The following is a 20,428-nucleotide window of genomic DNA, read 5'->3' as shown; positions in this document are numbered from 1 at the left end:
CCCTTGTATACCCTATAGCTCGTCCTCAGTATACGTTTTGGCTACCTTTAGCTTCTTACCTTTCATTTTTGCCCGCAGGCTTACGCCGTATATTTTGGATTTTGCCAATGCTGTCCCCAACCTCTCCAACCGCTTCTTTCACCACCGATCCACACAGCTACGCTCGTCCTGCGGAGGTACTAGTTCATCATCTGTCCCTTGAGCTAAGCGTCGACTTCGAGGCCAAAACCTTGGTGGGCGAAGCTACTTGGCAGCTGACAAACCCTGCCGGCGCCACCGATCTTTACCTCGACACCCGGGACTTGCAGATCGAAGCGGTGTTGCTCGACAGCCCCACCGGGGCCCCCACTACTTTCGAGTTAGGGCCCGCTGATGATGTGCTTGGTCAGGCCCTCCGCATCACCCTCGCTCCTACGACTTCGGCCGTCACTATTCGCTACCGTACCACGGCCGAGGCAGCGGCGCTACAGTGGCTGTCGCCGGCGCAAACGGCCGGCCGCGAGCACCCCTTTCTATTTACGCAGTCCCAAGCAATTCTGGCGCGCACATGGCTGCCCTGCCAAGATTCGCCGGGCGTCCGCTTCACCTACGAAGCCTGGGTGCGGGTACCGGCTCATTTGCTGGCCTTGATGAGCGCCCAAAACCCGCAGGCCTTGAGTCCGCAGGGAGAGTACCACTTCCGCATGGCGCAGCCCATTCCGGCTTACCTCATGGCCCTGGCTGTGGGCAACCTTACCTACGCTCCCATCAGCTCCCGCACTGGTATCTACGCCGAACCGGTATCTCTACAAGCCGCTGCGACTGAGTTCAGGGATCTGGAAAAAATGGTGGCGGCGGCCGAAGAATTATATGGTCCTTACCAGTGGGATCAATACGACCTATTGGTTTTGCCCCCCAGCTTTCCATTCGGCGGCATGGAAAACCCTAGGTTAACATTTGTAACGCCCACGGTTATCACTGGTGACCGCAGCTTAACTAGTTTGATTGCTCACGAGCTTGCTCACTCATGGTCGGGCAACTTAGTTACAAATGCAACTTGGAACGACTTCTGGCTGAACGAAGGCTTTACCGTGTACTTTGAGCGGCGAATTATGGAGAAGCTGTACGGTCCGGCCTACGCTAGTATGCTGCAAATGCTAGGTCACACTGCTTTGCTGCACACCATTGAGGAAATTGGCCCCCAGAGCCCCGACACTCACCTTCACCTTAACCTAGCTGGGCGCGACCCCGATGAAGGCTTAAACGAAATTGCCTACGAAAAAGGCAACTACCTCCTACTAACCCTAGAGCGACTGGTGGGTCGACCCCGCCTCGATGCCTTTATCAAGCAGTATTTCACCCAGCATAGTTTTCAAAGCATGGACACTGCTTCCTTCGTGTCTTACCTGCGCCGCGAACTGCTGGACCCGGAGCCCGGCCTGGAAGAAAAGCTCCAGCTTGATGCCTGGATAAATGGCCCCGGAATTCCCAGCGTCGCGCCACCGGTGGAGTCCGAACGGTTCGCAGCCGTGGAAGCGACGCGCCGCAAATGGCTCCGCGGCACCCCTGCCCTCGACTTGGTGGTGTCGGAGTGGAGTACGCATGAGTGGGTGCATTTTATTCAGGGGCTACCGGCCGATTTATCCAGGGGGCAAATTGCGGAGCTTGATGCTGCCTTCGAGCTTACCCAATCTGGGAATGCTGAGATTCTGACTGCGTGGCTGCCGGTGGCTATGGCAGCAGGCCATTTGCCCGCCGAGGAAGCAACCCAGCGCTTTTTGCTGCGCGTGGGTCGGCGTAAGTTTCTGGTTCCCCTCTACAAAGCCGTACTGGCTTTACCCGACGGAAAGGCTCGTGCTAAGGCCATTTATGCCCGTGCCCGGCCCAACTATCACGCGGTGGCAACCAGCACTTTCGATGCCTTGTTGGGCCGGCCCTCGCAAGAAAAAAGCGTTTAAAGCAGGAGAGTTACGTAGATAAGTTGTTAACTAGCTGATTGCTTCATTCACTTTGCTCGCGCCCCCCTCTGCTCATTAGGCCGCGACGTGGCTCGAAGCTTGCTTGATTTTGGAGCCATCCGCTCTGTTTTTTGTGTTGAACTAGTCTATTTTTTCGTGTTGGAAAATCAAAAACCTCTCGGTAAACTAATTGCCATCGGCGGCAATGAAGATAAAGGGACCTACCCCAACCCTCGTACTAAGAAGAAGTACTACCTGAATTTCTTTGAGCTTGGCATTCTGAAACGCATCGTGACAGAATCGGGCAAGGCCGATCCGCGCATCGAGGTGGTCACGACGGCCTCCATGATTCCGGAAGAAGTGGCCCGCATTTATGTAGCCTCCTTCGCTATGCTCAATTGCCTCAACGTGGGCGTATTTGATATTCGCGTACCTGAAGACACTGACCAGCCGGAGTATCTCGAACGTCTACGGGAGGCCGACATCATCATGTTCAGTGGCGGCAATCAGTCCCGATTGACCGAAATGTTTGGCAACACCGAGTTTCTGCGCATTCTCACTGACCGTTACCACCACCACCCCAACTTTGTGATTGCGGGCACGAGTGCTGGCGCCATGGCAATGTCTAAGGTGATGATTCGGGGCGGTAGCGTACCCGACGCGCTCATGAAAGGTGCCGTGAAAATGGGCGCCGGCTTGAACTTGATGCCCAAAGTTGTAATCGATTCTCATTTCGTGAAGCGAGGCCGTTTCGGTCGCCTAATTGAGGCAGTGGCCCTCCACCCTAAGCTGATCGGAATTGGTCTGGGAGAGGATACCGGCGTGCTTATCACCGAAGGCAATCTTATTGAGACCATCGGTTCCAACTTGGTCGTGATAATGGACGGGCATCATTTAGAGCACAACAACGCGGCCCAAGCTAAAAAGGGCGCGGCGCTTTCCATTGAAAACATGATCCTGCACGTGTTGGTGAAAGGCAATGTTTACAATTTGACGGATCGTAAATTTTACCCAAGCAAAGAGGTTCACGCCTCGCTGCCCTCGCCTCGCTCCCAGCCAGCGGTTTCGTAATCTTTCAACTCAATACAAAATCCCGCGCTCCTTACAGAAGCGCGGGATTTTGAGTTTACTGGAAACCGTATACTGGCACTTCAAACCTGTGTTTCTAGCTTTCGGCGGGCTTGAAATGCTACGCTGTCTACTCCTTATATATATGGTGCAGTTCAGAACCGGCTATTCTTCCTTATAAATAGCGGTGAACAGCGGGCTCTCGGAGGTAATCGTGCCGCGGTACATGCCCTCCGAATTGAAAGGCAGCGCCAGATTGCCAGCGCTATCAACTGCTACCAGACCACCTTCACCGCCCACGGGGGCCAATTTATCCTGGACCACAATGCGGCTGGCTTCGTCGAGGCTCAAGCCGCGATATTCCATGAGGCAGGCCACATCGTAGGCGGCTACGGCGCGCATAAAGTATTCGCCCGAGCCGGTGCAGGAAATAGCGCAGGTCCGGTTGTCGGCGAAGGTGCCGGCTCCGATAAGGGGCGAGTCGCCGATGCGAGAGTAGCGCTTGTTGGTCATGCCGCCCGTGCTGGTAGCCGCGGCCAAGTTGCCGTGCTGGTCGCGGGCCACGGCGCCTACGGTCCCCATTTTCTTCGGGGGGGTTTTTTTCGATTTGCTGTGGTCCAGCTGAATCCCGCCCGACTCCAGCGCCTCCTGCAATTGGTCGTGGCGGTGCTGAGTGAAAAAATATTCGTCGGGCTGGGTGGGCAGGTTATGCTCGCGGGCAAACTCCTCGGCGCCCGGCCAGGCCAACAGCACGTGGTCTGACTTTTCCATAACTACCCGGGCCACGCTAATTGGGTTTTGCAGGTTGCGCACTCCGGCCACGGCTCCGGCGCTCCGGTCGCGGCCGTCCATGATGGCGGCATCCATTTCGTGGCGTCCGTCGTGGGTGAATACGGCCCCGCGGCCCGCGTTAAATAAAGGAGAGTCTTCGAGCACGCGCACGGCGGCTTCTACTGCATCGAGGGCCGCGCCGCCTTGACGGAGCACATCGTGGCCGGCCTCCAATACCTGGCGCAGAGCCGCATGGTAGGCCTGCTCCTTTTCGGGGGTCATCTCGTCGCGGGTGATGGTGCCGGCGCCGCCGTGTACGGCCAGGGCGAAGGTGGATTTCATAAGCTAAATAAGTGGGTGGAAGCGCCTGACAGCGCCAGATAAAAATCAAGCTCAACGGGCTTTGGCGCCCGATTTCGGCATGTTTTTCTGCATATAGGTACGCAGTCAGCGGGTCGGAGTTCGCGCCATTTTCTTAACCGAAACGGGTTTTTTTTCGTAAGTTTGACTTCCCCATTTCATCATTCCAACTATTCTTTTTTATGGCTTACGACGCTACCGGCCGCCTGCACGAGATTTTCGACGAACAGCAGGTGAGTGAAAAATTCCGCAAGCGCGAGTTCGTGCTGGAAGTCCAGGAGGGCCAGTACCCCGAGCATATCAAGTTCCAATTGGTGCAGGACAAAACCGCGCTCATCGACCCTTTCAAAATTGGTGACGAGGTAAAAGTAACCTTTAATCTGCGCGGCCGCGGATTTAACAAAAACGGCCAGATGCTGTACTTCACTAACCTAGAGGCTTGGCGCATCGAAGCTGGCGCAGGTGGCGGTGCTCCCGCTGCGGGCGGTAACTACGGCAACCAGCAACAAGCGGCACCTCGCTCCGCTGCTCCGGCTCAGAACCAAAACCCAAATCTTCGTGCTCAGCCCGCCGCGCCCATCGCCGGCGACGACGACAACGATCTGCCTTTCTAAGCATTTGACTTCGCTCGATTTTTCTCAATGCCGCCTTCTACCGTAGAAGGCGGCATTGTTTTTTTGTCTGGGGGGGCTTTTTTTAGCTAAAGCTCGTCCTGCCAAATGGAGCACGATAAGCTTTGTGATTGACTGGAGAGAAACAGACTTTTTCCCTCGTGAAGCCGTTTAAGCTCAAATCTTGTCCCAGCGTTGAACGTCTGAAAGGCCTGAAACGTAGGTTAACTCAAATTTTGCCCCCCGCTTACTGAATTTGCTTTTTCTTGATGGTCGCGTCTTCTGATTCTCACTCTCTTCCCCTGCGCGGCAAAATTGCCCTCGTTACTGGTGCTTCTGGCGGTATTGGCCTGATAACGGCGCGGGAGCTAGCCCGACGCGGAGCCCGTGTGGTGCTTGTGTGTCGCAACGAGGAGCGCGGCGAGCGGGCTCGCACTACCATCCGCGAAGCCGTCGGTCCCGATACCCAGCTCGACTTGCTGCTCTGTGACTTATCGCTGCTGAGCAATGTGCGCACTCTGGCCGCTGAAGTTGCGAAGCGTTTCGATCAGGTGGATATCCTTGTAAACAATGCCGGCATTATGCCCGGTCCGCTCACTATTACGGAGGAAGGCCACGAACTGACTTGGGTCACCAATCACTTGTCGGTCTTCACGCTTACTAATTTATTGCTGCCCCAGCTGTCGGAGGCCCCGCAGGCGCGTATTGTTACGGTAGCTTCGGAGGCACACTGGCTGGGCGAGATTGAACACTCGGCCGAGGCCCGCAACGCGCAAGACAAATACAGCTCCTTCACGGCGTATTGCGATTCTAAGCTCGCCAATATCATGTTTACCAATGAGTTGGCCCATCGCTTAGACCTTACCAAGATAACTGCCAACTGCCTCCATCCCGGCATGGTAGATACGGGCCTGGTAAATCCTGGTAGCTCCCGCCTGATGAAAGCGATGTGGTGGGCCGCCAAGCCATTTATGATTAGTGCCGAAAAAGGTGCCCAAACCAGCATTTACCTGGCTTCCTCACCCGAGGTAGCAACGGTCAGCGGCAAATATTTTAAGAACCGCAAGCCTACCCGCGCCTCCAGCAGTGCCCAAAGCCGCGCCGAAGCCACCCGCCTTTGGCGCCTCTCGCAAGAAGAAACGGGTATCGAATAGTTAACCGATTATGTGCCTATGCCCCCTACTAGCCATTATAAGCAAGCCGCTGGGGGACATTTGCTTCTATACCTGCCTGCTGAGTAAGCCTTGACGTACTTGTATAAGCCTGAATATGCGTCCTACACATGCCTAATCTGCAAGAATTGATTCGTCAGGGGGAGGGCGAGCAGGTGGAATTCAAAAAAAAGACCACTCATCCAACGCGCATTTCGCGCACTTTGGCTTCGTTAGCCAACACTCGGGGTGGCTACGTACTAGTCGGCGTCGACGATGATGGACGAATTGTGGGTGTGCGCGATGCGGCAGAGGAGACTCATGTGCTTCGCGAGGCAGCCAACCATTTCGTTGACCCTCCTATCCTACTCACCTTCAATGAAGTAGAGGAAGACAAGCGTACGGTGCTTATCGTGACGGTGCGTGAAAGTGCCCAGAAGCCCCACCGCGCCCAGGTGGCCGAGGGCGACTGGCGTAGCTACGTGCGCGTGCGCGACCAAAGCGTGCAAACCAGCATTCTCACCAAGAAAGTGCTTCAGCAGGAGGAGCCCAGGTTTGAGAAAATTCCGCTTAACAAGGATGAGCTAGCCGTTTTGGATTACCTCCGCTCCCACCCGCGTATCACCTTGGCGCAGTACCAAAAGCTCATCAACGTGGGGCAGCGCCGGGCTTATCGCACGCTTATCAAGCTGGTGCTGCACGGCTACTTGCGCCACCATGATAAAGAGAAGGAAGTGTATTACACCTTATAAGGAGACTAAATGCAAGTCATAAAAAAGCCCCCTGAGTGTATTCAGGGGGCTTTTTTATTAGCAGACTACAGCTCGCTGCTGCTCTCACGCGATTTTTTCTTTTCCTCCTTGGCGGCTTTTTTTTCTTTAGTCGTCTTGGTGGGTTCTTTCTTTTTCTCTTTGCGGGCGTCTTGTGCTTTAGCCATGACTAGAACAGATGAAAGTGAGAGGTAAGATGGACGTAGTAACGCAGGCTAGTTAGTCCGTGTTGTGGTATTAAAGCTACAACAATGGGAAATACCGTTCATGCAAAATCATCAAATGATGTGCCTCGTGGCCCGGCACTACGTGCACCAAAGCACGTACGCTGATGGGATGATCATTAGCCAAACCTACCCGATCGAGGATGTGGGGGGCAAAGGAGCGAAACAGCGCCACCGTACTTTGGCGCACGGCGGCATGCTCGGCCAGTATGTCACTGATTGGGCGGGCATTGGCTTCTGAAGCGGGGGCATAAGCATTCTCGTCGAAGCCGGGCAAGGATTGTTGGTCTCCGCGGGCCACGCACAGGGCACGATAGGCAAAGATGCGCTCCGAATCCAGAATGTGTACCAGCACTTCCTTTATCGTCCATTTCTCGGGAGCGTAAGCCAGCATTGCCTGCTCATCGGTGAGGGCACCAAGCATGGCACGAACATGCTCGCCCTGAGCAACTAACAGATCTATCGGATCGGTTTCGGCGGGTACGTGCCGCAGATAGTTCTCGTAATACGCTGGGTACTCGCCGCTGATTGGCTGGACAATAATAGCCGTTTCAGTGGGGACTACCACCGATGCCTCAGTGGCCTGGGGGGTATTTTTGAATGTCTGCCGCCGCCGGCCTAAGCGCTGCGTGCTGCCCCAGTTGCGTTTGGAGGGCAGCGCGCCGGCTGGCTGCCAGGCTGCATTCGGCGCTGGCGTAGCTTTCCCAAAGGCCCAGCGCAGAAAGTCAGGCATAATGCGCCCCCACGTCTGCTGATCGTGGTGGCCTCCAGCTACTTCCACGTAGCGGATATGCTGATCAGGAACACCCTGGCGTACCAGTTCAGCAAGCAGATCCAGCGTGTCCTCAATGGAATCAATAATACCGTTCTGGTTGCGGTCATTGGTTTCGTCCAGCGTGCCCGTTTGCAGCCAAAAGCGGTGGCTAGGATGCGACCTGCCTGACCGCACCAAGGAATGCATAATCCGGTCGGCGTCGATGTAGCCGTCTTCAAAGGCTTTGCGCCGCCACCAAAACGAGCCCGAAAAAGCTCCGGCACGCGTAAAAGCATCAGGATTTCGCCATACTATATCGAAGGCAGAAAGCCCGCCAAGCGAAAAACCGGCAAAAACAGCCTGCTCCGGGTCGGCGCTTGCGTGATATTTTTGCTGCACATAGGGCAGTAATTCTTGCAGCACAAAATCGGTATAGAGTTGCGCTTTGCTGCCCCGCCCCAGATAGTCGGGCCGGCCGGCTGTGCCGTATTCCTGCATGCGATTGCCGGCATGAATAGCGATGAGCACAAACGGCCATAGCTCCTGCTGCTGATAAAGTGCGTCGAGGGTGGCTTTTAGCCGTAGGCGCCTTAAATCCTGACCGTCATTGAGATACAATACCGGATATGGCCCATGGCTAGCGGGGTCGAAAGCTGGTGGCAACACCACATCAAGCCGCACCGTACGACCTAAAGCAGCTGACAATACTTCGTCGCGCACTACCTGCACGGTAGCGGCTCGGGAAGGTGAAAAAAGAGACTGACTCATTACGTAAAAGCTAAACTCACTAAAGCTACTGTTGGGTTGCAAGGTACCTTTTTCCGGTTCTTGACGATGCTTTACTAGGTCGAATGAAATATTTCGTTACTTTTCTCCTATCCTCTCCTCTCGTTTAAGGCCCCTACGATTTTGCACGAAGAATACCGCACCTTTCATTCCCAGCACCTCGGCCACGCCATTGAGATGCTGGTCTATGGTACGCATGGCTACCCCATCGTCATTTTCCCAACCTCGGGTGGGCGCTATTACGAAGCCAAAGATTTCTTGTTGGTCGAATCTGTTCGATGGTTTATAGAAAGCGGAAAGATCAAGCTTTACTGCCTTGACAGCCGCGACCACGACAGCTGGTACGCCAAACATCTGCACCCCGCTGAGCGCGTTCAGAACCACAACCGCTATGACCGCTTTCTCAGTCAGGAGTTTGTGCCCATGCTGCAGCAGGAGTGCAACGTCGATAAAATTGGAGTGGCGGGCTGTAGTTTTGGAGGCTTCCACGCCCTCAACTTTGCCTTCCGCCACCCCGAGCAGGTAGCCTACCTCTTTACTATGGGTGCCGCCTTCGATATGCGACCTTTCCTCAACGGGCACTACGACGAGGATGTGTATTATAACAACCCGCCGCAGTACATGCCCGACGCGCAGAACGAGCATTTTTACCAGATGAATATCGTGCTGGGCACCGCTGAGCATGACTTCTGCCGCCCTGGCAACGAAGAGATGTCCGGCATTTTGCACAACAAAGGCATTCGGCACTGGCTGGATATCCGTCCCAATGGCACCCATGACTGGCCCATCTGGCGCGATATGTTTCCCCACTACATCTCCTTGATGTAGAAAAAGCCCCCAGCGGCTCTAGGCACTCAACTTGACCTCCCTTTTACATAAGAACTTTACACACTGCTTACTATGAAAAAAATTGGAATCCTCTTTGGCCAGGAAAACACCTTTCCTCAGGCGTTTGTTGACCGGGTAAACCAGAAAGCTGGTGGCGAGTTTACGGCCGAGTTCGTGTCTATCGATCAGGTAGAGCAGAACGTGCCCACCGAGTATGCCGTCATCATCGACCGTATTTCTCAGGATGTTCCTTTCTACCGCGCCTTCCTCAAAAACGCCGCCCTGACGGGTACGGCGGTCATTAACAACCCCTTCTGGTGGAGCGCCGACGAGAAGTTTTTTAATAATGCGCTGGCCGTACAGCTCGGCGTGCCCGTGCCCCGCACGCTGCTTTTGCCCTCCAAAGAGCGCCCCGACGACACCAGCGAGCGGTCTTTCCGCAACCTGCAAATGATGGATTGGGATGCGGCTTTTCAAAAGATTGGCTTCCCAGCTTTCATGAAGCCCCACTCCGGCGGTGGCTGGAAAAGCGTTTACAAGCTGCATAACCCGGAAGAATTTTTCAACGCCTACGCTGAGACCGGCCAATTAGTAATGCTGCTGCAAGAAGCCATCGAGTTCGATGACTACTTCCGCTGCTACTGCATTGGCGGCAAAGAAGTGCTCATCATGCCTTACGAGCCGCGCAATGAGTTTCATCAGCGCTACGCCACCGAAATGAAAACTACAGGTCCCGCTGGCGAAAAGCTTCTGGCTACCATCCATGATTACGTGCTGCGCCTAAACAAGGGCCTGGGCTACGACTTCAACACCGTAGAATTCGCCGTGCGCGACGGTATTCCAATCGCCATTGACTTCGGCAACCCTGCCCCCGACGCCGACGTGAACTCCGTGGGCCAGGAAAACTTTGAGTGGGTAGTAGAAGCTGCCGCTAACCTAGCCATCGAGCGGGCCCGCGCCTACCAGCCCGGCCGTGATAACCTGACTTGGGGCACATTCGTGCAGCAGTCGGCGCGGCGCGATGCGCTGAGCATGCCAGCCGTAACCAAAGCAGCAGCCAAAAAGCCGGCTGCCTCGAAGGCAGCTGCTCCTAAGGCAGCTGCCTCCAAAGCAGTTGCGCCTAAAAAAGAGGCAGCTCCGGCCAAGAAAGAAAGCAAAGCCCCTGCTGCTCCTAAAGTTAAAAAAGCACAGGAATAGCTGCTGGGGGGGCTTTTTTTGAGTAATGAGGCCTCATTGTCCGGTTTCTTTTTTTGTATAAGCGACACCGGAGAATGAGGCCTCTTCTTCCCATTAGATAACCAGATACCACTATGGCCAAGCCCGTATTTACGCTCGGAATTGAGGAAGAATTTCAAACGATTGACCCGGAATCCCGCGATTTGCGCTCCCACATGTCGCAGATTGTGGAGGGGGGCAAAATGGTGCTGCAGGAGCAGGTGAAGGCCGAAATGCACCAATCGGTGGTGGAGGTGGGCACTACTATTTGTCAGAACATCGAAGAAGCCCGCCACCAGGTTATTCATCTGCGCCAGCACGTAATTGAGCTGGCCGATAAAGTAGGCTTGCAGATTGCTGCTGCCGGTACGCATCCATTTTCGCGTTGGCAGGATCAGCCCATCACGCCCGACGTGCGCTACGACAAGATTGTAGAAGAGCTGCAAGATGCGGCACGCTCCAACCTCGTATTTGGTATGCACGTGCACGTGGGCCTCGAAACCCGCGAGTTGGGCGTGTACATGATGAACTCGCTGCGTTACTTTTTACCTCACATTTTCGCCTTATCTACCAATTCTCCTTTCTGGGAAGGCCGCGAAACGGGCTATAAGTCATTCAGAACGAAGGTATTCGAGCGCTTCCCGCGCACGGGTATTCCCGAGCACTTTGCTAGCGCCAGCGAATACGACTCTTACATAAACCTGCTGGTAAAAACGGGCTGCATTGACAATGGAAAGAAAATATGGTGGGATTTGCGCCTCCATCCATTTTTCAACACCATTGAATACCGCGTGTGCGACATGATGCTGCGGGCCGATGAGGCCATTGCCTTGGCGGCTGTGATGCAGGCCCTGGTGGCCAAAATTCACAAGCTTATGGTCAGCAACCTCAGCTTCCGGCAGTACCGTAAGGCGCTAATTAATGAGAATAAGTGGCGCGCGGCCCGCTATGGCATTGCCGGCCGGATGATCGACTTTGGTAAGCAGGAAGAAATCCCAACCCGTACGCTCATTCTGGAATTACTTGATTTTGTGGATGATGTGGTTGATGAGCTCGGTAGCCGCCATGAGGTAGAATACGTATTGAAGATGCTGGAAATGGGCACCGGTGCCGACCGGCAGCTTGCCGTATTCCGCGAAACCGGCGACCTAAAGAAGGTAGTAGACTTTATCGTGGCGGAAACTTCTTATGGCCTTTGATTTGTAGTAAACTATTGGATTAAAACGCGTCGAGTAGGTGCTGCGTTTTTCCATGTCATTGTGTGTGGACCTCACAGGCAGTTCAGGCTACTGTTGAGGTCTGCTTTTTTTCTAGTTATTGGCTGACTCTCAGGAGTTGGCGCCCCTGCATGAAGTTTTTGAAGATTGCCATTTTGGACATGTACGACAACCAGCCCAACGAGGGTATGCGTTGTATTTTACGGTTAATCCGTCAGGCCCAGGCCAGCGGAGCAGCCTTGTATTTCGATATTTTCAACGTTCGGGCTGCCGCGTCGCTGCCCACGCTTGACTATGATATTTACATCTCATCGGGCGGCCCCGGCAGTCCTTTGCCAACGGCTGAGGCCTGGGAGCAGCCTTATTTCGCGTTGATTGACAGCATTTTCGCCTGGAATAGCATCCATATCTGGAAGAAACACCTTCTGCTCATTTGCCACTCGTTTCAACTCGTGAGCCGGCACCTCGGCGTAGGTACTCTGAGCAAGCGCAAGTCTACTTCGTTCGGCATCTTTCCTATTACTAAAACGACTGATGGAGAGGTTGATCCGCTATTTGCAGCGTTACCGGCCCCTTTCTACGCCGTCGATTCGCGCGATTACCAAGTAACCGAACCTGCCGCCGATCGGTTGGCTGACTTGGGAATCAAGATACTATGCATGGAAAAAGAACGTCCGCACGTACCGTTTGAGCGGGCCATCATGGCCATTCGATTCACCCCCGAAATCGTAGGCACCCAGTTTCACCCCGAGGCCGACGGCGAAGGCATGCTACGGTATTTCTTGACTGATACCAAGCGCCAGCAGATAGTGCAGGAGTATGGAGAGGATAAGTATAACGACATGGTGCGCCTGCTCCAAGACCCCGGCACGATTGAGTTGACGGAATCGGTGGTAGTGCCTACTTTTTTACAGCAAGCCATTGAGGCTCTGACGAATCCCGAGACTACTTTGCAGCCAGCCTAGCCTGCGAAGCCCTAGAAGCTTATTGAAAAAGAAGGTCAATTAGAGCTGTGCTCCGATTGACCTTCTTTTTTTGCGTACACTTACGGCATGCTTCTGTCCTAACTTTCCTTGCTATGATTCCCGAAATTCGTCAGGCGTATAACCAGGCTTTCAGTGTGCCGCGCTACCAGGAAATGCTCGCTGCTATCGAGCGCGACTTGCCTGGTCTGCCCGATTTTCGTATTGCCGAGACCCCCATTTTTATACCAGCCGCCCTGCGCGACAAGCTTATCAACGCGGGTGAAAGCATCATCGACGTGCTGACAGCGCCTGATTTTAAAGCCCTTACCGAGCACGCTATGCCTGCCCGGCAGCGGGTGCCCAACGAGAACGAGCACACGTCCTTTCTGGCCATTGACTATGCCGTGTGCCGCAATGCCCAGGGCGAGCTAGAGCCCCAGCTTATTGAGTTGCAAGGCTTTCCCTCGCTCTATGCTTTCCAGGACTATCTGCCAAGCATGTTCCGGCAGCATTTTCCGATACCCGATTCGGTGTCGCATGTGTTTCAGCCGGGTGGCAGTGCCGCTTATATTGAGCATTTGCGCCAACTAATTGTATCCGATGAAAATCCGGAGCAAGTGATCTTGCTAGAGCTGTTTCCGGAGAAGCAGAAAACCCGCCTCGACTTCGAGCTGACGCGCCGAGCCCTGGGTATCGAGATTGTATGCTTGACGCGTGTGCGCAAGAATGGGCGACAGCTATACTATGAAAAGGACGGCCGCCAGATTCCTATTAGGCGCATCTATAATCGACTGATTTTCGACGAACTAGATCAGCATCCTGATCTACAAACCGAGTTTCAACTCACCGACGACGTCGATGTGACTTGGGTGGGGCATCCTAACTGGTTTTTCCGCATTAGTAAGTATACTATGCCACTGCTGCACAGTCCGTTTGTGCCCGAGAGCCACTACCTGCACACGCTGCCTACCTACCCCCCCGACTTAGAAAACTACGTATTGAAGCCCTTGTTTTCCTTTGCCGGCAGCGGCGTGCGCTTGCACGTAACCGCCACCGACCTGGATGCAATTGCCGACAAGCACAACTACCTGCTTCAGCGTAAGGTGCAGTACGAGCCAGTAGTGCAGTCGCCGGACGGCCTGGTGAAGTGCGAAATTCGCATGCTGTATGGTTGGCCAGATGAAGCACCCCGACCGCTGCTCCTCACCAACCTGGGCCGCCTGAGCCGAGGTGAGATGATTGGAGTAGATTTCAACAAAAACAAAGACTGGGTAGGTGGTACTACCTGCTTGTTTGAGTAAGCTCGCTGCTTGGGCGTGAGCCGCTTCGGCCATAAAGGTAAAAAGCCCCCCAGGAATGTCTGGGGGGCTTTTTTATGAATTTTATGTTTAAAAATGCCTTCCTGAACCTCTGAGGCAGGTTAAAGCCAGTTCGTAATAATGAAATAATATCTATTCTTAATGCTGTAACGTAGCTTTGTTTATCCGCCATAATTTCCCCTAACCCATGAAGCACGTTTTACTTTTTCGGCTGCTTAGCTGCCTTGTTCTATTGCTGCCAGCGACGGGTACCTGGGCACAGGTAACCCTAACCACCAGCCCCTACGTTGAAACTTTTGATGGTCTGGATGCGGGCCTGCCGGCGGGGTTCAGCGTCCGGACGGGCGCTACAGCCACTGCCCTGGGCACGCCCGTAGCTACCTTCTCCCCTGCCAAGGTTGCTTGGAATAACACGAGCGGCGCCTTCAAAAACTTTGCCTCGGCTACTGGTCTCGAAGCAACAGCCACAACGGAGCAGCAAACTAACGCAACCAACCGCGCCTTGGGCGTGCGCCAGACGGGGACCCTTGGTGATCCTGGCGCGGCGTTTACGTTTCAGCTGGCCAATACAACCGGCAAGGGTAACCTCGTCCTGACCTTCCTTCTGCAATCCCTAGATCCTTCCTCGCCCCGCACCACTACGTGGCGAGTCGACTACGGTATCGGCGCCACACCTACCACTTTCACAACGGTACCTACCACGCCCGGAACCCCAACGACCGGCGGCTCTACCTTCTCGTCTACGCCTGTTACAGCCGACTTCGGCACTGCCCTCAATGATGTAAGCGAAACCGTTTGGATTCGAGTGGTGGCGCTGGCCTCCACGGGCACGGGCAATCGCCCTAGTTCCGCCATCGACGATTTCTCGCTGTCTTTCAGCAGTAATGTCCCTTCGGTTCCGGCGCTGAGCGTAACGCCTGCCAGCCTCACCTTTGACCGCCAGAGTATTAACACAAACTCGGCCCCAAAATCCTATACGCTTAGCGGTACTAGTCTAACGGGCAACGTAATAGCAATGGCGCCTGCCGGTTTTGCTTTATCAAAAAGCAATGCTCCCGCGGCCACTTACACGTCCACCCTCACCTTTACACCTACTGAGTTGGCTACGGCCCAGACCGTGTATGTGCGCTTTTCGCCTACCACCGGGGGCTCCAACTCGGGCGCTATTACGCACACCAGCACGGGAGCCGAAGCCAAAAGTGTAGCCGTTATTGGCACAGGTGTGAACCCAAACGACAACCTTTTCTCGTTTGATGTGTGCCCCAACAATGCGACCAGCTTTGACACCTGGACGGCTTTCAGCGTAACAGGGCCTCAGACCTGGGCTTGCACTACGTTTGGTCGCGCGGCCAATGACCCTACCAACCGGGCCTCGGCGCCTAACGGCTTACAGATAAATGGCTTTGCCTCGGGCGCGGCTGTTCCCAATGAAGACTGGCTGATTTCGCCCGCTTTTGATCTGAGCGCGTTTCAGTTTCCGATTTTCTCTTTCTGGAGCCGAGTAGCATTTTCTGGTTCTGCGCTGCGTCTGCGCGTTTCCACCAACTACACGGGCACCGGCAGCCCCACGGCAGCCGGCGTCACCTGGACCGATCTTAACGCTGATTTTCCGGGTAGCGGCTCCGATACTTGGACCCTTACCCCTGATATTGACCTGACGCGCTTTAAAGGTCCTAACGTGTATCTAGCTTTTGTATACACGAGCGGTCCCGAGTTGGGCGCTGCACGCTGGACTCTTGACGATTTGCGCCTGCAAAATGCCTCTTCCCCTGCTGCTCCCGTCTTGTTGCTTAGCCCCGCTAGCCTCGCGTTTGGCTATCAGGCTGCCACTACTTCAGCTCAGCAAACCTTCACGGCTACCTTCCGCAACCTGACCGGCCCCGTAACCCTAACTTCTTCGGATCCAACTTTTCAGCTCTCCAAAGACGGCGTAGCTTTCACAAACACGTTGACCTATACCGTAGCTGAGGCAAACTTTACTTCCGCTAGCGTACGGGTCCGCTTCGCGCCTACGCAGGCAGCCCGCGCTTATGCAGGTACTATAACCGCCAGCACTACGGGTGCTACCAATGCTGTGGTGAACCTAGCCGGCAATACCTATGCGCCAGAAAGCACCTTGGATGTAGTCAACTGGAACATTGAGTGGTTTGGATCACCAGCTCAAGCTCCCGCCGACGACAACTTACAGCAGGCTAATGCCTTAGCTATTCTCACAGCCTTGAACGCCGACGTATACGGCCTGACGGAAATAGTTGATACTGCCCGCCTCGGCACCGTAGTGCGCCAACTGCCCGGTGGCTACAGATACCGGGTAGCCGAATTTGCTTCGCTGGCCCCCGATGCTAATTCCCCCAATTTTGCCTCAGCTCAAAAGCTGGTTTTTGTATACCGTACGAGCGTAGTTAGCAACCCTACATTCTCGGGTTTGCTGCGCTGCCCCGGCAATACCACTACTTGCCCGCAGTACAATGCTTGGGCTTCAGGTCGTTTTCCGTATTTGATGGAAGCGGATGTAACCGTTAATGGGCAGCAGCAGCGGGTCAACTTCGTGCTCATTCATGGCAAAGCCAACGAAAATACGTCTGTTGCCGATGCGCAAGAAGCTTACGACCGGCGCAAGGCGGGCGCCGATGCCTTGAAAACTGAATTGGACACGCGCTTCGGCACGGGCAACGTGCTTGTACTAGGTGACTTCAACGATGACCTTGATCAGACCGTAGCCTCAGGAATAAACACAACGGCAACTTCCTTCAGCTCCTTTACCACCGATGCCGCTAATTACGTGGCGCTTACACTGCCCCTAAGCCAGACGGGTCAGCGCTCTACCGTCGACTTCGGCGACGTAATTGACCACGTAGTTGTGTCGAGCGAGCTAAATACCTCCTACCTGCCCGGCACCGCCCAGATTCGCACCGACCTGGCGGCTCAGATTCCGAACTACGCCAACACAACTTCTGACCACTTCCCTGTTCTCACGCGTTTTAGCTTTGGCTACGTAACGGCCACCAGCAGCGCCAATAAGTTAAATGCGCAACTGGAAGTTTACCCTAACCCCGCTACCCACTCGGTACAGCTTCGTTTGCCAGCCACGGCTGGTAAGGCAGTGCAGCTGCAAGTGAGCAGCGCCGATGGTCGTACCATCACGCAGGCTAGCGGCTCTTTGGAGCAAGTAAACCAACAGTTTAACCAGCAGCTTTCTATACTGAGTTCGGGCGTATACATCCTGCGCATTACGAGCGCCAGTCAAACCTATGTGAAGCGGATTGTGAAGCAATAAACACAAGTAGACTTCCACTTGCCTTGTTTGTAGAAAAGGTCCCGCTCGGTGAGTGGGACCTTTTTTGTTGTCTAGGTAAATCGTGAATACGCCTTTGTACTTCGGGTCCGTACCAGTAAAAAATGTCCCCCAGCGTGGGCAGCACAACGCCAGCCAGCCCTCGACCGTACCATCCTTACTGTCCCTTTTACCTAACTCACTCTTCATGTCCTCGCTCTACGAAAAAGGCCTCGCCATTTCCAAAAACGCACTTTTCAATGTATTTCTGGGCCGGGCCGGCAAGCTATTGGGCCGCCCTTTTCGCGTAGCCCTCATTCTGCGTGAAGTAGCTTCTAAGCTCGACGCTAAAGACAGCAAAAAAGGTCCTATCCAGCAAGTCATTGATATGGCCCGCACGCTGATTCGCCTAGTGGCGGCTTACGTAAGCGGCTCGTACCGAAAAATCGAAACCAGCACCATTGTTTCTGGTCTGGCGGTGCTCCTGTACGTTTTATCGCCCATTGACTTAGTACCCGATTTTATTCCAGTGGTCGGCTTTCTGGATGATCTGAGCTTGATTAGCTGGTTTATCAGCAAATTTCAGGGTGAAATTGCTCGGTTTCAGGCTTGGGAGAGCACATCGGCAGCACCTAACAATGGCGTAACGACGGCACCGTCGGCTCCGGCTCAGTCCGATAAATCGTTGCCGGCCGTAGCAGAGCTTGGGCATTCCTAAAATTGCCCCCGGCAGCCCACCGCAGCGTGTCAATTTTGACGGTCTGCGGTGGGCTGCTGTTTATTTTTGCGGAAACTTAAATAGTTTGAGAGGCCCTTTATTTACTTACAAGCCCTTTTTACTTCTTCGTTCGTATTCATGCCCAAACGCTTTCTCCTCTCCCGCCTGACGCTGTTAGGACTCTCCCTGCTCCTACTTTTGCCCCCCGCCCGCGCCGATGAAGGCATGTGGTTGCCTTTGTTGCTGAAGCAACTGAATGAGGCCGACATGCAGAAAAAGGGGCTTCAACTTACGGCTGAGCAGATATACAGTGTCAACCAAGGGAGCCTGAAGGATGCGGTCGTACAGTTTGGGGGCGGCTGCACGGGCGAAATCATCTCCGATCAAGGCCTGCTGCTGACTAATCATCATTGCGGCTACAGCCAGATTCAAAGCCATTCCTCCGTTGAGAAAGACTACCTCACCAAGGGGTATTGGGCCATGAGCCGCGACCAGGAGCTACCTAATCAGGGTCTTACGGCCACGTTCATTGTGCGCATGGAGGACGTAACGAAGCAGGTGCTCGACGGTATTCCTACTACTGGTATTGCTGAGGCTGAACGTGAGCGGCGAGTGCAGCAAAACGGGCAGCGCATAGCGCAGGCTGCCGTGCAGGGTACGCATTATCAAGCATTTGTGCGTCCGTTTTTTAATGGCAACGAGTACTATATGTTTGTCACGGAGGTGTTTCAAGACGTGCGCCTAGTGGGCGCGCCACCTTCTGCCATTGGCAAATTTGGCGGCGACACCGACAACTGGATGTGGCCCCGCCACACCGGCGACTTTTCCCTCTTCCGTATCTACGCCGGCCCCGACAATAAACCAGCCTCTTACTCACCTGACAACAAGCCGTTTAAGCCACGCCATCACCTCCCCATATCCATGGCCGGCGTTAAGCCCGGCGACTTTACGCTTGTATTTGGCTTTCCGGGCCGCACCAATGAATATCTCACTTCCTGGGGGGTAGATGAGCTGTATTCGCTTTCTAATCCCGCAAAAATTAAGGTGCGTGATGCCAAGCTTAGTATTCTGGATCAGGATATGAAAGCCTCGGATAAAGTGCGCATTCAATACGCGGCCAAATACGCTAGCCTAGCCAATTATTGGAAGAAGTGGATTGGGGAAAACCGTGGCCTCAAGAAGCTCGATGCCGTAGCCCGCAAGCGAGAGCAGGAAGCTCGCTTCACGCAATGGGTGAATGCCGGCGACGCCAACCGCACAGCCACGTACGGCACGTTGCTGCCTGATTTTGAGAAAAACTACACCAGCCTGCGCGACCTCACCGTAGCCCGCGACTATGTAACAGAAGCCGCATTGGGCGTAGAATTATTACTCTACGCAAATAGCCTGACTGCCTTAGGTGATATGGCTACGGCCAAAACGCCCCCCGCCGATATAGCCGCAGCCGTTGACAAGCTAAAGAAAGGCGCAGTAGGCTTCTTCAAAAATTACAATAAATCCACAGATCAAAAAGTTGCCAGCGCACTGCTCGCTCTTTACGCCGATGGTACCCCCGCTACCCTGCTACCAGATTATATCAAAACCTTGCGCAAGCAGAACCCTGGCCCAACAGGCTGGACTACGTATACCACTACGCTTTACTCAAAATCACGCCTTACTAACCAGGCCGACGCCTATGCTGTGCTTGACGAAGTGGCCCAGGGGAATGTTCGTGCCTTGCTTAACGACCCAGCCTATCAGCTTGTCAGCGCGATAGTTACGAATTACCGGTCCAATATTTTGCCACCTTATACCATTGCCACTGATAATGTAGCCTTGCTTTCTCGCACCTATTTAGCAGGGTTACGTCAGATGCAGGCGGACCGTAATTTTTACCCTGATGCGAACTCTACGTTGCGCGTAGCCTATGGCCAAGTAGCTGACTACGCGCCGGCCGACGGCGTGCGCTACGCCTACTACACTACACTCGACGGGCTGATGGAGAAAGCCGACTCTACTAATCCTGACTTTGAAGTTCCGGCCCGCCTCACAGAATTATACCAAAGCAAGGATTATGGTCCTTATGCTGTAAATGGTACGGTGCCAGTGGCTTTTATTGCTACCAACCACACCACGGGGGGCAATTCTGGCTCGCCCGTTATCAATGGCAAAGGCGAACTGATTGGAACCAACTTCGACCGTAATTGGGAAGGAACTATGAGTGACATCATGTTCGACCCCGACCGCGTGCGCAACATCACGCTTGACGTGCGTTACATGCTTTTCGTGGTAGATAAATATGCTGGGGCCAAGCACTTAGTCGACGAAATGACTTTGGTAGGCGGATCCGAGCAACAGATTAAGTCCGAAAAAGGCAGCAAGAAGCAAAAGAGCAAGCGCCTACAGAAAGCGACTTAGCGTTCGTTTAACCAGGATCGTTATCAGGCAAAGCATACGCAGCCTGTTCTTCGCTTATTAATA

General features: G+C 54.2%; 15 protein-coding genes. 13 read left to right on the top strand and 2 right to left on the bottom strand.

The window, feature by feature from the left end; genetic code table 11:
- Positions 1 to 107: 107 nt before the first annotated feature.
- Positions 108 to 1,937: a M1 family metallopeptidase gene (locus ACW9KT_RS08850; protein ID WP_457079437.1), complete on the top strand. Its 1,830-nt coding sequence runs from the start codon at positions 108 to 110 to the stop codon at positions 1,935 to 1,937.
- A gap of 159 nt (positions 1,938 to 2,096) precedes the next feature.
- Complete coding sequence (locus ACW9KT_RS08845) at positions 2,097 to 3,008, top strand: cyanophycinase (RefSeq protein ID WP_457079435.1); 912 nt, start codon at positions 2,097 to 2,099, stop codon at positions 3,006 to 3,008.
- Positions 3,009 to 3,170: 162 nt separating this feature from the next.
- Here ACW9KT_RS08845 and ACW9KT_RS08840 read toward each other — a convergent pair whose 3' ends face one another.
- Positions 3,171 to 4,118 carry an isoaspartyl peptidase/L-asparaginase family protein gene (locus ACW9KT_RS08840; RefSeq protein ID WP_457079433.1) on the bottom strand — a complete coding sequence of 316 codons (948 nt, stop codon included), beginning with the start codon at positions 4,116 to 4,118 and terminating at the stop codon, positions 3,171 to 3,173.
- A gap of 200 nt (positions 4,119 to 4,318) precedes the next feature.
- On the opposite strand from ACW9KT_RS08840, the gene ACW9KT_RS08835 reads away from it, so the two are divergent.
- From ACW9KT_RS08835 to ACW9KT_RS08825, 3 genes are all read left to right on the top strand, one after another.
- A complete protein-coding gene (locus tag ACW9KT_RS08835; RefSeq protein WP_457079431.1) occupies positions 4,319 to 4,750 on the top strand; it encodes a DUF3127 domain-containing protein in 432 nt (143 codons plus the stop codon).
- 266 nt (positions 4,751 to 5,016) lie between these two features.
- On the top strand, positions 5,017 to 5,901 hold the full coding sequence (locus ACW9KT_RS08830; protein WP_457079429.1) for an SDR family oxidoreductase: 885 nt from the start codon (positions 5,017 to 5,019) through the stop codon (positions 5,899 to 5,901).
- 128 nt (positions 5,902 to 6,029) lie between these two features.
- Positions 6,030 to 6,650: an AlbA family DNA-binding domain-containing protein gene (locus ACW9KT_RS08825; RefSeq protein WP_457079427.1), complete on the top strand. Its 621-nt coding sequence runs from the start codon at positions 6,030 to 6,032 to the stop codon at positions 6,648 to 6,650.
- Positions 6,651 to 6,911: 261 nt separating this feature from the next.
- Here the strand turns inward: ACW9KT_RS08825 and ACW9KT_RS08820 are convergent, their stop codons facing one another.
- Complete coding sequence (locus tag ACW9KT_RS08820) at positions 6,912 to 8,414, bottom strand: alpha/beta hydrolase-fold protein (RefSeq protein WP_457079425.1); 1,503 nt, start codon at positions 8,412 to 8,414, stop codon at positions 6,912 to 6,914.
- 141 nt (positions 8,415 to 8,555) lie between these two features.
- On the opposite strand from ACW9KT_RS08820, the gene ACW9KT_RS08815 reads away from it, so the two are divergent.
- The 8 genes from ACW9KT_RS08815 (at position 8,556) to ACW9KT_RS08780 (ending at position 20,365) form a co-directional block, all read left to right on the top strand.
- The gene (locus ACW9KT_RS08815; protein WP_457079423.1) at positions 8,556 to 9,260 is read left to right on the top strand and encodes an esterase family protein; all 705 of its coding nucleotides are present in this window, start codon (positions 8,556 to 8,558) and stop codon (positions 9,258 to 9,260) included.
- Between the two features lie 72 nt (positions 9,261 to 9,332).
- Positions 9,333 to 10,457, top strand: coding sequence for an ATP-grasp domain-containing protein (locus tag ACW9KT_RS08810; RefSeq protein ID WP_457079421.1), 1,125 nt, complete (start codon positions 9,333 to 9,335; stop codon positions 10,455 to 10,457).
- A gap of 113 nt (positions 10,458 to 10,570) precedes the next feature.
- Complete coding sequence (locus tag ACW9KT_RS08805) at positions 10,571 to 11,674, top strand: carboxylate-amine ligase (RefSeq protein ID WP_457079419.1); 1,104 nt, start codon at positions 10,571 to 10,573, stop codon at positions 11,672 to 11,674.
- A 149-nt stretch (positions 11,675 to 11,823) separates the two neighbouring features.
- Positions 11,824 to 12,657, top strand: coding sequence for a type 1 glutamine amidotransferase (locus tag ACW9KT_RS08800; protein ID WP_457079417.1), 834 nt, complete (start codon positions 11,824 to 11,826; stop codon positions 12,655 to 12,657).
- Between the two features lie 113 nt (positions 12,658 to 12,770).
- Positions 12,771 to 13,958, top strand: coding sequence for a hypothetical protein (locus tag ACW9KT_RS08795; RefSeq protein WP_457079415.1), 1,188 nt, complete (start codon positions 12,771 to 12,773; stop codon positions 13,956 to 13,958).
- A 205-nt stretch (positions 13,959 to 14,163) separates the two neighbouring features.
- Positions 14,164 to 17,253, top strand: a complete 3,090-nt coding sequence (locus ACW9KT_RS08790) for a T9SS type A sorting domain-containing protein (RefSeq protein ID WP_457079413.1) — start codon at positions 14,164 to 14,166, stop codon at positions 17,251 to 17,253.
- A 205-nt stretch (positions 17,254 to 17,458) separates the two neighbouring features.
- Positions 17,459 to 17,968, top strand: coding sequence for a YkvA family protein (locus ACW9KT_RS08785; RefSeq protein WP_457079411.1), 510 nt, complete (start codon positions 17,459 to 17,461; stop codon positions 17,966 to 17,968).
- A gap of 138 nt (positions 17,969 to 18,106) precedes the next feature.
- Entirely contained in the window at positions 18,107 to 20,365 is a 2,259-nt protein-coding gene (locus ACW9KT_RS08780) for a S46 family peptidase (protein WP_457079409.1), read from the top strand.
- Positions 20,366 to 20,428: the final 63 nt, after the last annotated feature.

The sequence above is a fragment of the Hymenobacter sp. HD11105 genome (assembly GCF_054051685.1).
The sequence above is the reverse complement of the archived record's forward strand: the minus strand, read 5'-3'. Positions and strand labels throughout refer to the sequence as shown.

Bases quoted from the DNA above. Each gene is read 5' to 3' on its own strand.
- ACW9KT_RS08850 (WP_457079437.1), top strand. From the start codon at position 108: ATGCTGTCCCCAACCTCTCCAACCGCTTCTTTCACCACCGATCCACAC.
- ACW9KT_RS08840 (WP_457079433.1), bottom strand. From the start codon at position 4,118: ATGAAATCCACCTTCGCCCTGGCCGTACACGGCGGCGCCGGCACCATC.
- ACW9KT_RS08835 (WP_457079431.1), top strand. From the start codon at position 4,319: ATGGCTTACGACGCTACCGGCCGCCTGCACGAGATTTTCGACGAACAG.
- ACW9KT_RS08830 (WP_457079429.1), top strand. From the start codon at position 5,017: ATGGTCGCGTCTTCTGATTCTCACTCTCTTCCCCTGCGCGGCAAAATT.
- ACW9KT_RS08825 (WP_457079427.1), top strand. From the start codon at position 6,030: ATGCCTAATCTGCAAGAATTGATTCGTCAGGGGGAGGGCGAGCAGGTG.
- ACW9KT_RS08820 (WP_457079425.1), bottom strand. From the start codon at position 8,414: ATGAGTCAGTCTCTTTTTTCACCTTCCCGAGCCGCTACCGTGCAGGTA.
- ACW9KT_RS08810 (WP_457079421.1), top strand. From the start codon at position 9,333: ATGAAAAAAATTGGAATCCTCTTTGGCCAGGAAAACACCTTTCCTCAG.
- ACW9KT_RS08805 (WP_457079419.1), top strand. From the start codon at position 10,571: ATGGCCAAGCCCGTATTTACGCTCGGAATTGAGGAAGAATTTCAAACG.
- ACW9KT_RS08800 (WP_457079417.1), top strand. From the start codon at position 11,824: ATGAAGTTTTTGAAGATTGCCATTTTGGACATGTACGACAACCAGCCC.
- ACW9KT_RS08795 (WP_457079415.1), top strand. From the start codon at position 12,771: ATGATTCCCGAAATTCGTCAGGCGTATAACCAGGCTTTCAGTGTGCCG.
- ACW9KT_RS08790 (WP_457079413.1), top strand. From the start codon at position 14,164: ATGAAGCACGTTTTACTTTTTCGGCTGCTTAGCTGCCTTGTTCTATTG.
- ACW9KT_RS08785 (WP_457079411.1), top strand. From the start codon at position 17,459: ATGTCCTCGCTCTACGAAAAAGGCCTCGCCATTTCCAAAAACGCACTT.
- ACW9KT_RS08780 (WP_457079409.1), top strand. From the start codon at position 18,107: ATGCCCAAACGCTTTCTCCTCTCCCGCCTGACGCTGTTAGGACTCTCC.